The sequence below is a fragment of the Paenibacillus qinlingensis genome, from assembly GCF_031455095.1.
Classification (GTDB): domain Bacteria; phylum Bacillota; class Bacilli; order Paenibacillales; family NBRC-103111; genus Paenibacillus_E; species Paenibacillus_E qinlingensis_A.
Genome location: NZ_JAVDSB010000002.1, coordinates 750,231 through 761,135, shown reverse-complemented (window position 1 = coordinate 761,135; position 10,905 = coordinate 750,231). Strand labels below are relative to the sequence as shown.

The window sequence follows — 10,905 nt, the reverse complement described above, 5'->3', positions numbered from 1 at the left end:
CTATATTAAATTATATATTATTAATGCGAAAACTTTTTTTCATAACCTTTTTTTCAGTGGGATCCGGGTGTAGCCGAATCCCACATTTTTTTTATTGCTTAGGAGAAACCAAGATTGATGAATTGAAGGGGGGAAACAAAAGTGAACTCAGCTGGATGGGATACCTAGATTGTATAGATTTAAAGTGAGCTGAAACAACCAAACATATTTGTTGGCATGATCGAGTTAGAACAATTAGGGCAGTACTTTATGTAATTTATAAAACATTTATAGGAACTGGATGCAGCGGTAAAAGGGAGCGGAAATATATTGTTATCTATTCCTAGATTTTATCTACTGTCTTGGCAAACGCTTGAGCAAATTGAGCTTCATTATTAATAAGTAACAAAAATAAGTATTCTAACCCTCTCAATTATTCCAATGAATAAAGGGAACTAATGGCAACAGCCTATATAGTATTGACTTAAACTATATTAATTAATATAATAAAAATGTAAAAAGTTAACCTTGTTATTATATTCATTAATACTTTATTTGTTATAACTAACCTACCGGCTATATTTTTGAATGAAGGAGGAATTCTCTCGTGTAAGATTTTACTCGATGTTTTAGGTCAATTGGGCTCAAGAGAAATATTCACTTCTGAGACTAGTATCCGGGTGTTAGGTGATGGGGATTAAAGGTTTAATGTTCGCAACAAGGTTTCTAAAAAAAATATGTCTAATTCGAATTATCGAATTAGAAAGGAGAAATGAACAAATGAAAAAAAGTTTGAAAGTAATCACATCTGCTACTATGATTTTCTCGATGTTCGCTTCAATAGCTATGGCGGATACTACAACAGGAGGATCGACTAGTGCACCAGCAACGTCTTCGACGGTTAGTACTCAAGCTACGTCTACTAAGACATCCCAGGATTTCACGGATCTAAAAGATCTTGACGCGGCTACAAGAGTTAAATTTGACGCTATGATCAGCGCAGGTATCTTCGACGGAGTTACTGACACAACATTCGGTCTGAAAGAAGAAATGAACCGTGCGCAATTTGCAAAAGTTGCAGCTTTAATCATGGGTCTTGAAATAAACAAAGATCTTAAAACTTCCAGTTTCTCTGATGTAAAAGCGGACGACGCAGCTAACGGTTACGCTCTTCCTTACATCGAAGCTTTGAAAGCAGCTAATGTTACTGACGGTTATGGAGAAGGCACATACAACCCGGCTGGTAAAGTAACTAAAGAGCAACTTGCTACTTTCTTGGTCCGTGTGTTGGGGAAAGATACAGAAGCTAAAGGCAAAACAGGTACTGATACTACTGTTTCCGGTTGGGCTCAAGGTTATGTAGCATTGGCGTTAGAATTGAAATTGTTCCCTAAAACGGAAGGTACATTCGGTGGTCAATCCAACGCTACTCGTGACCTTCTTCTAACAGGTGCATATGAAGCTAAATCTCAATATGTTGCTCCTGGTAAATTAACTGTAACTGGCGCTAAAGCAGCTGGCGTACAAAAAACAGAAGTTACTTTCAACAAACCAGTTGATACAGCGAAAGCTATCCTTACTCTTAAAAAGGGCAGCACTGAAGTTAAAACAACAACAAAATGGTCCGATGACAAGAAAACTGCTACATTGGTTCTTTCCGACGAAAAACTTCGCGCTGGTGACTATACAGTTAACGTAACTGGATTAGATGCTGCTGATATTGACAAAACAACAGCAACTTTCACAGCGGAAAATGAAGTATTGAAAAAAATCGAGTTTTTGTCTGGTAACGACACGATTGCACGTTCCCAAAGCACAGTTGTTAAAGCAAAAGGCGTTAACCAATATGGCGAAAATGCTTCTTTCAACTCTGGCAGCTACACGGTTTATCCAGGTGGAGCTAAATTAACAAAAATCAACAAATTGGATGATGATACATTAGCTATCACATTGGATACAACGGAAAGCACAGCGGGTGTGGGGATTGTTTCTCTGTCCATCGTTAACAACGATCAGCACGTGACTGCTTCTAAGAACTATAAAGTAGGAACAGCGCCAATCCTGACTAAACTGGAGCTTGGTGAAGCACAATATTCCAATAGCAGCAAAGCGATCAGCGGTAAAGGTGACTCCGTTAAGTTTGATCTTAATCTTTTTGACCAATACGGCGGTTATATCACGTATGATTCACCAGAATTCAAAAAAGAAAATATCAACTTGATTTGGAACGAATACATTGGCTCCAGTACAAAAGGAAGCAATGATATTATTAAGGCTGAATACGAAGATAACGGCAGCAATATTCCTCGCTTGAAGCTTTCTTTGACTGACAACGTAGATAAGAGTGCTGATTACACATTTACGATCGTCAACCAAGCAGCTACAGCTACAGGTAAAATTAGTATTAAATCAGCTTCCGTTGCAACAAAAATCGAAATTGGCGACTTTAATGACGTCATCGCTGCAGGCGATAAAGATGTGTACATCCCAATCGTAGCGTATGATGCAAGTGGAAACGTATTGAGTGCTGATGATTTGACAAGCGACTCCAACCGCGAAAGAATTCAAGTTACAGCATCCGGTGTGGACGGATCTATTGCGGGACAAGGTGAAATTATGGAATCCGGTGATCACAGAGGTTCCATTCACTTGAAAAACATCACGGGCACTTCTAAAGGTTCCGTATCTCTAACGCTCGTTATCGCATCTCCTAACGCAACAAGCACGGCTACAAAAACGTGGACAGTTGCTGATGTTCGTATTCCAGATCGCATTAAAGAAGTAACGAAGCCAGCGAAAGAAATGATCGGTTATGGTAACCCGGATGCCCCAGATTCAGCTAAAAATGTAGCATCCAATTACACATTCCAATACCAAATTCTTGACCAATACGGCAAAGTTATGGATTACAACTTGGATACAAACGGAAATAGCGGTAACAGCAGTGTAGGTACTTCAGTAACTTACGATGTATATGTACAAGTTCAAAATCTGCCTGACAAAGATAAAAATGTAGACTTTAATGCGTTCAAAGTAACAAGAGCTGATGATGTGGACGTTCCTCTAGCTGATAACAAAAATGTCTACTCCTTTACTGGTGCAGATGAAACGGATGCCAAAGCATTTAAAGAGTTCAATAAAGGATTGAAAGTTACGGCATTCGCAGGCAATGAAGGTAAAAAAGCTAATCTGCGTATTGGTATCCGTAAGATTGACAAAGCAGATCCGACAAAAGCACAAGAGATCACTTATGTAGAACAACAAATTGCTGTAGCGCCTGCTGCTAATTCAAGTACTGGTGAAGATTGGACTTATACGTTAAATACAGCAAGCAAATTGTTTAATTTACTAGATAGTGATGTCCTTGTTGGTTCAGGCCTTGATAATGAATTTGGCAAGGTTGGAGCAATTGCTAACTCTGCGTTAAGCAAAAGAATCAACATTAAAGTTACCAATGCATCTGGCGATGTAGTGGCTGTTCCAAATAACTTTATTACAAATGTAACAAGTTCAAATCCTGCTGTTGTAAAAGTTGAAAAACGTATGTTGACAACTAAAGGAGAGAAATCAGGCAGTGCGGGTAGATGGTATATGGTTGGTAATAAAGCAGGTACTGCTACAATTACAGCCACTTATATCGACAACAAAGGAAAAACGAAATTCCTTACTCAAACTGTGACAGTAGCCGCAGATGCTCCGACAGTTGCATCGATGACAGCAAACAATAAAGTGACGGTTAGCAATACAGGTACCGGAGCTGTGTATGCTGCAACTACTGACTATGTTGCTTTCGGTGAAACTGATCCAGCCGAAATTAAAGACGGTGTTAAGGGAAGCCTTGGTCTTACAAATGTTGTAGTTACTGACTCTTACGGACTTGCTTTTGACGGATCCGATGTTAATAAATACAACGTGCTATACGGTCTAACATTTACTGTTCAACACGTTAATGCTACTGCTGGCAGTGCAGCTGATGTGACGATGGATTCCAGCAATAAAGTTCATCTTGCTGCAGGATTCAAAGGAACATTCGACGTAGTAATCGTTGCACCGAGCGGTAAAACAACTACAACTGAAGTAACAGTGAAATAATTGGATTTAATGATAAATCTAATAAGGATGTAGAATGCAAAAGAAGACCCCTTGGGGTCTTCTTTTGTTATTATAAATTGTTCCACCAATGCAAATGTTATATACGGGAACGACTGTATCAAGTTTGCTATCCGATTAGGAATGATTATTTTTAATGACTTTAAGACTGTCCAACGTTTGACGCATCTTCATTAGATATAATGAAAACGTATTCCTTTCCTCCGGTGTGAAGGCTTGATTTACTTTACAAATCCACTCCGTAATTAACGGCATTTGATTCTCAACTAATTGTGTTCCTTTTTCAGTTAGTTTTAAAATGACCTTACGTCGATCAACAGGGTGGCCCGTTCTTTCCAACAGTTGTCTTTTTTCCAAGTCATCAATTACGCCGGTCATTGAAGCTCGTGTTACATTGATTTTCACTCCGATATCGGATGGACCCAAAGGCTCGCCTTCATTAGCTGCTACATAAAGGAAAAATAAAGCGTGAAATTTTTCAGTTGAAAGCCCATGTGAGTTGTGAATTTTTTCAGTTTCAGTATAAATTTCGCGTTCTAAGTTCGATAATTGCAAGTAGTTTTGGAGGAAACCAAGGGTTTCCGTTAACATCTGGTTGTTAATCATTTAAAATCATCAACCTTTCTTCACGGCTTTTTTTGATTATATTATTATGAATTGTATTTGTCAAAATAATATATATAAAAATAATTTTTGAATGTCTATGTTTTTAAATTTACTTCAATGACATTTCATGGAAGGGTATTTGCTGAGGGAGCTTTTTTGCGTAAATTGAATGAAAAAGATTGTATCTAAATTTTGATCATAACCATGAGGGTGATTACAAATGTAGAGAAAAGGTGATCAAGCAAATAGGTTCGAAAGTGAAAGTTTACTTTTATAAACTTTCACTTTTTTTGATTCTAGGCGTTAGTTAATTTGATTGTTTTGGGAAACATGATTCCAGAATATTCCTACAAAATTCCTCCTGTTCGTATTATTGTCTCTGTACGCAAGAACCGTGAAAAACTACAATGAATTCAGAAATGATATCGCTTACATAATAACTATCGATGCCGGAAAGTAAGGGGGCGATTCGAACTGGAATTTTAATTAAGTGTTAGTGAGAATAGTTTCAGATTTCAAAATCGAGGAGGGAACAGTGTATGTTGTTAAATATTTGGTCAAGGAAAAGCAAGTTGTCCTTGCAGGCGTTGCTTCTCGTCATTGTTATGTTGGCTGTATGCATTACGGTTCCGGCACCGACTTCTGCAGCGACACAAGCTCAATATTATGTCTCGCCAAACGGCAATGACAGTAATGCGGGAACTCTCGCTTCACCTTTTAAAACGGTTCAGAAAGCTAGGGACGTTGTACGAACGATTAACGGCAGTATGACGGGCGATATTATCGTAAATCTACGCGGTGGCAACTACCCAGTGACGAGTTCTATCGATTTCACGCCTAGAGACTCAGGTACGAATGGAAATCGGATTATCTACCAAGCTTATCAGGGCGAAAATCCGGTTCTGAATGCTGGCGTCCAAGTCACAGGGTGGTCACAGCATAGCGGAAACATATGGAAAGCACCGCTCTCTCGAAGTAACAAATTACGTGCGCTGTATGTGAATGATAAAAGAGCAATAATGGCAAACTAAAACAGTCAGTTCAGCTGGATGTTATGGCACATACAGTGTTACCTCTGGCCAAGCACCCTGGGCATGGGAATCGGGCTCGCAATGTGATGGTGCTAAATACAGTCTGAGTGACTTTCCAGCGATTGCTTCCAATCAAGATGATATTGAGATCGAAACGCGGACGACATGGACCACTTCTATTGTCGGGGTTCGGCAAGTGACAGTAAATGGCTCCAATCGTGTAGCACTATTCCAGCAGCCTGGCGCGGCGATTGCCCAAGGAGCTTTCAATGGCAATTTCCAGATTAACGGAAGCCACAAGCTCATGAATGCTTATGAATTTTTGGATGCTCCTGGCGAGTTTTATTTCGATAAAACCAGCCAAACTGTATATTACTATAAAAGTTCTTCTGAAAACATGACGACGGCAACCGTATTTGCCCCTAATAATGTGGAAACGATCCTAAATGTAAAGGGCACATCGACGAGCGCGCATGTTCGAAATGTAACGTTTTCGGGCATCACGTTCGCGAATTCGGATTGGAACTTAGCCAATATCGATGGCTCCACATTCAAGCAAGCACAGCAAGGCAATCTTATCAACACAGCGTATGCTAAAAAGAATTTCCATGATTATACGTACCGTAATCTGGATGTTATGCCAGGCATTGTGAAAATTGCGAATGCGGATAACCTATTAATGGAGAGAAATACTGTTCAGCATACTGGAGCAGATGGTATTTCTTTAATTAACGATGTGAAAGATTCTCAGCTAATTGGCAATATAATGAGTGATATCGGCGGATCGGCAATTAATGTGGGTCATCCTCAGCACGTATATATTGGGGACTATACGTCATCTAACCGAGAGAAATTTACAATCAGTTTAGAGAGCGTTTGCACAAACATCGATATTAAAAATAATTATATTTATGATTCCGCAGTGTTGTTCAATGGCAGTGCTGCCGTTTCAGGCTATTTTACAGATACACTCAAATTCCAACATAACGTTATCCAAAAAACGCCTTGGGCCGGCATCTCACTCGGCTGGGGATGGTGGAATTTTAACGGCTCGTCAGGTTCCATACGACCTGGCACCCCTACGACGACAGCACAAAACAACAACATCAGTTACAACCAATTTATCGACACTGTGCAGATATTGGATGATACCGCTCCTATCTATACGCTCGGAAGTCAGCCGAACACAGTCATTTCGAATAACTATATAAAAGGTGTTCCTTCCGGACACAAATATGGTATGCATCCGGATGAAGGCTCCGCGTACATTGCTATTCAGAATAACGTCTTGAATATTAATTCGGGAGTAACGTGGACGCTGAATTCTGATGATTTTGGCTCCAAACACCACTTAACCTTCACCCAAAATTACGCGAATGTCAATAAAATCTCCAATTATAGTCTTCCGAATAGCGTCATCAATGACGCAAGTGTATATTCCGATAACGTATGGCCTATTCAAGCCTATACGATTGCGTTGAACGCAGGAATAGAAGATGCGTACAAGAATCTTGTGACACCTTCCCGCGTGCCTTTGCAGGATTATGTTCTACCTGCCAGCGTGTTCGTTACAGGTTCGGCAACGGTTGGCATACGTTCTACGGGTGATGCGACCAAATCCGTTTGGCTTGCGCCATCGGGAACGACAAGTTTCATCGAAGGGACTTCAATGACGAAAGCGAATGGAAACGCTACTTCCATCGCTGCGCCTCAGGCGAGTGGCAATTATAAACTGTTTGTCATCGATGCACAAGGTAATCGGTCTGCGGAATCCGCATCACTTGTAAGAGCAGGTGGTAGTTCCTATGTCAAGATTCGCAATGCAGCTACAGGACTTAACATCGACGGCATTAGCTCGACTACCAATGGCGCAGATGCAGCACAATGGAGCGATAGCAGCTCCAACGCTCAGCAATGGACAATTGAAACATCAGGTAGTTATGTGTTAATTAAAAACCGGCAAACTGGATTGTATCTGGATGGCATGGCTCGGACTGGGAATGGCGTCAATTGCGGACAATGGAGCTACAGCGGCAGCAGCAACCAACAATGGACGATGGAAAGTGCTGGGAATAACGTTCGCTTCAAAAACCGTCAAACGGGTCTATACCTTGACGGTATGGCTCGAACTAGCAACGGATCTATTTTGGGACAGTGGGGCGACAGCTCCAGCGCTAACCAACAATGGCAAATTCAATAATTGATTAGGCATAGATTTTGTTAATGTAATGCTCAATAAGTGATATGTCATTTTCGAATGACATGTGCTTATTGGGCTTTTCGTGCAAAATTCAGCTTCGTGTCCATATCCTTAAAAAATTGATAACACAGGGGAAGATCTCGAGGGTTTAATCTCCATTGGGACGATCGGATTGATCAAAGCTTACGTTGATCGACATCCTTGGCAGCGAAGCGGACGATGTGGTAGATGCGGTGCAATTGAAGATTCAATCACTCATGCAAATTTCGATACTCACTTGGGGTTCTTTCGGCAACTTGTTTGAAAATTCTACTGAAATAATAAGGATCCGGATAGCCAACACGCTGAGAGATTTCTCTGATAGAGAGATTCTTTTCCTTTGCAAGCAGATATTTGGCGTGATTGATGCGCACTGTTGTCAAGTATTTGGAAGGCGGCCCCCCCGAATGTTTGATGAAAATTTTACTAAGATAAGAAGGATGAAAATTAAAGTGTCTGGAGATTGATTCCAGTGTAATTTCTTCATAAAAGTTTTCTTTTAAATAGAGTTGAACCATTTGTACAATTTCTTCAGGTGCATGCATCGTTTTCTCGGAAGAAGGCAGTGACTTAGGTAACTGCCTTTTGTTTTCAATTGACATCTTAATCTTGATTAGGACTTGTTCTAATTCGCTCGTGATGATTGGCTTTAATAGGTACTCGTTCACGTTGAATTTAATGGCTTGACGCGCATAATCGAAATTGTTGTAACCACTGATGATTACCTTTTCGATATGGGGAAATTGAAGTGAGACTTGCTTTAAGAGCTCTAATCCATCAATGGCAGGCATTTGAATATCCGTAAATAAAACATCTACAGTATTATTTCCAAGTACCTTCAGCGCGGACAAACCATCTTGAGCAGTACCAATGATGACAAAGGAAGTATCTAGAGATTGAATTTTCTTAACAATATTATTCAAAATCAATTCTTCATCCTCAACGACTACAACGCGTATCTGTGTTGTATGCTCCAATTCCACTCACCCCTTTAACGTTTTCCTCCAACGATAACCTTTGCCCCGCCATCTGGTAGGTTAACGGTTTGCATATACATATCTGTATTGTAAGAAATTTTCAACCTGAGATAAATGTTCAGTAATCCCATGCCATCAAGCTGCAGGCCAGGAATGATCCCGGTCTGTTCGATTTCCTGAATCCTTTGATTAAATTCAGCAATGGCACTCTGATCAAATCCAGGTCCGTTATCGGTAACTTCTACGAACCAGTGGTCGTTCTTCTGATACCCTCTCACCTTAATTGTCCATGGAGGTAACAGTTTGGATGAGTACTTTAGTGAATTTTCAACAAGTGGTTGAATAATTAATCTTGGAACGGGAATATGCTGCATATTCTCTGCAATTTCTAATGTATATAGAATGTTTTGTTTATGTCTGAGTTTAATGCATTCCAGGTACTTTTCGGTATAGGCTAGTTCAGTTTCTAAAGGGACAAGAGATGAATTATCAGCGGATATGTATCGTAACATCATAGATAAATTCTCAATCATAATGACAATTTGCTCATTCATATTCTCTTCAGCCATGATGGAAATCGTAGTTAACGTATTGTATAAAAAATGAGGATTCATCTGCGATTGAAGCGCTAACATTTTGGCTTGAAGTTCCTGTAACTGAGACAGTAACAATTGATCCATAGATTCCTTCAGTCGTTCGCTCATCTTGTTAAAAGCGAACTGTAAGCGATCAAGCTCGTTTAAACCGCTGTTTAGTTCCAATTGTGTCTGTGAGGTGATACCTACTAAATTGGTGGATTTCATGGTGGCATGCATTCTTGCTATGGGCTTCGTGATTCGTTTAGCAGCAAGGTAAGAAAGTGAAATAGCAAGGAGTAATATGGCAAAACTAACCATGGCGATTTTCTTTGTAAAATCATATAAAGGGCCTAATAATTGCTGTTCGGAGACTAGGAGAGCAATGTTCCAACCTGTGTACTCGGAATGAGCGATACTATAAATTTCGTTCTCATTTGTAATAGGGTTACGGATGTTACTCATTGCTGAATGGGAATTGGTTTGTAGAAGGGTAAAGTAAGAAATTAGTTCCTTCGCTTTGGGGTTAGTTGGATAAATAATGTCCCCAGTATCCGTATATACAATAACCTTTTGCCCGTAGTTGTGCTTCATGTAATCATTAATGTTGGTGAATAATTTGTCTGCATCTTGCTTGACTTCTACGATACCTTCCGGGGTATTATTAGCGTCAAAAAACAAGCGAACTAGTGAGATGGAATACGCATCCTTGGAGGACAGAAATAGTGAAAGCTCATCATCCTTCTCCGGAATTGTAATGTATTTGCCCTTGGTATTTGCGAGCACCTCTTCATACCAGAGTTTATTAGGCAAGTTTACTTTCGTTCTCCGGTTGTCGATGCCGGATCCGAACATGTTTCCTCCTAGATCATATAAATAGATTTGATTAACCGGGAGAGCAGGTCCATTGGCTGCAACTAAGATGTCTGCTAGATCCTTATTGTTATTGATTGTGTCGCCAGATTCCCCAGTAAATTTGAGGAATTTGTCCTTCACTAAATTGGAATACAAAATATTTAGAGATACAGAGTCAATTCTTCGTATTTCTAGGTCTAATTTGTCCTGCATGGATTGTGAGAGATTATCAAGAGATTCAACGGCCTTTTTCTTAAGTAAATCGGATGACCAGATATAAAAAGGTACAACCACTAACGATAATACCACGATGATGATTAAGGAATAGGTCTGGAAAAGAACGAATCGAATGGTACGTTTTTGAATGACCATAGTCTCCTACTGAATACAGGAATAAGATTTTGTATGCTTAGTTTGCGGTGTTTATATGGAATTGTCAAAAGAAATTTAGCGGAGGTAAAGAATGTCCAGTTATAAAGCATTGTAAATCCATGGAAGGCAGAAATGAATTGCATATATAATGAAAGCGTAAA

The 10,905-nt window shown here is 39.8% G+C and carries 6 protein-coding genes and 1 pseudogene; 4 read left to right on the top strand and 3 right to left on the bottom strand.

The window, feature by feature from the left end; translation table 11 throughout:
• The first annotated feature begins 759 nt into the window (after positions 1-759).
• The gene (locus J2736_RS10950; protein WP_310226353.1) at positions 760-4,071 is read left to right on the top strand and encodes an S-layer homology domain-containing protein; all 3,312 of its coding nucleotides are present in this window, start codon (positions 760-762) and stop codon (positions 4,069-4,071) included.
• 135 nt (positions 4,072-4,206) lie between these two features.
• On the opposite strand, the gene J2736_RS10945 is transcribed toward J2736_RS10950, so the two are convergent.
• Complete coding sequence (locus tag J2736_RS10945) at positions 4,207-4,695, bottom strand: MarR family winged helix-turn-helix transcriptional regulator (protein WP_310226351.1); 489 nt, start codon at positions 4,693-4,695, stop codon at positions 4,207-4,209.
• 539 nt (positions 4,696-5,234) lie between these two features.
• On the opposite strand from J2736_RS10945, the gene J2736_RS10940 reads away from it, so the two are divergent.
• From J2736_RS10940 to J2736_RS34295, 3 genes and pseudogenes are all read left to right on the top strand, one after another.
• The gene (locus J2736_RS10940) at positions 5,235-5,726 is read left to right on the top strand and encodes a hypothetical protein (protein WP_310226349.1); all 492 of its coding nucleotides are present in this window, start codon (positions 5,235-5,237) and stop codon (positions 5,724-5,726) included.
• Positions 5,727-5,829: 103 nt separating this feature from the next.
• A complete protein-coding gene (locus tag J2736_RS10935; RefSeq protein WP_397340455.1) occupies positions 5,830-7,926 on the top strand; it encodes an RICIN domain-containing protein in 2,097 nt (698 codons plus the stop codon).
• Positions 7,927-8,044: 118 nt separating this feature from the next.
• Positions 8,045-8,177 (top strand): annotated as a pseudogene (locus J2736_RS34295) (RNA polymerase subunit sigma-70); the annotation flags it as partial.
• Here J2736_RS34295 and J2736_RS10930 read toward each other — a convergent pair.
• Entirely contained in the window at positions 8,178-8,942 is a 765-nt protein-coding gene (locus tag J2736_RS10930; protein ID WP_310226345.1) for a response regulator transcription factor, read from the bottom strand. It lies immediately after the preceding pseudogene.
• Between the two features lie 14 nt (positions 8,943-8,956).
• Positions 8,957-10,744, bottom strand: a complete 1,788-nt coding sequence (locus J2736_RS10925) for a sensor histidine kinase (protein ID WP_310226343.1) — start codon at positions 10,742-10,744, stop codon at positions 8,957-8,959.
• Positions 10,745-10,905: the final 161 nt, after the last annotated feature.

Coding starts and splice junctions, on each gene's coding strand:
- J2736_RS10940 (WP_310226349.1), top strand. CDS start 5,235: ATGTTGTTAAATATTTGGTCAAGGAAAAGCAAGTTGTCCTTGCAGGCG.
- J2736_RS10925 (WP_310226343.1), bottom strand. CDS start 10,744: ATGGTCATTCAAAAACGTACCATTCGATTCGTTCTTTTCCAGACCTAT.
- J2736_RS10950 (WP_310226353.1), top strand. CDS start 760: ATGAAAAAAAGTTTGAAAGTAATCACATCTGCTACTATGATTTTCTCG.
- J2736_RS10945 (WP_310226351.1), bottom strand. CDS start 4,695: ATGATTAACAACCAGATGTTAACGGAAACCCTTGGTTTCCTCCAAAAC.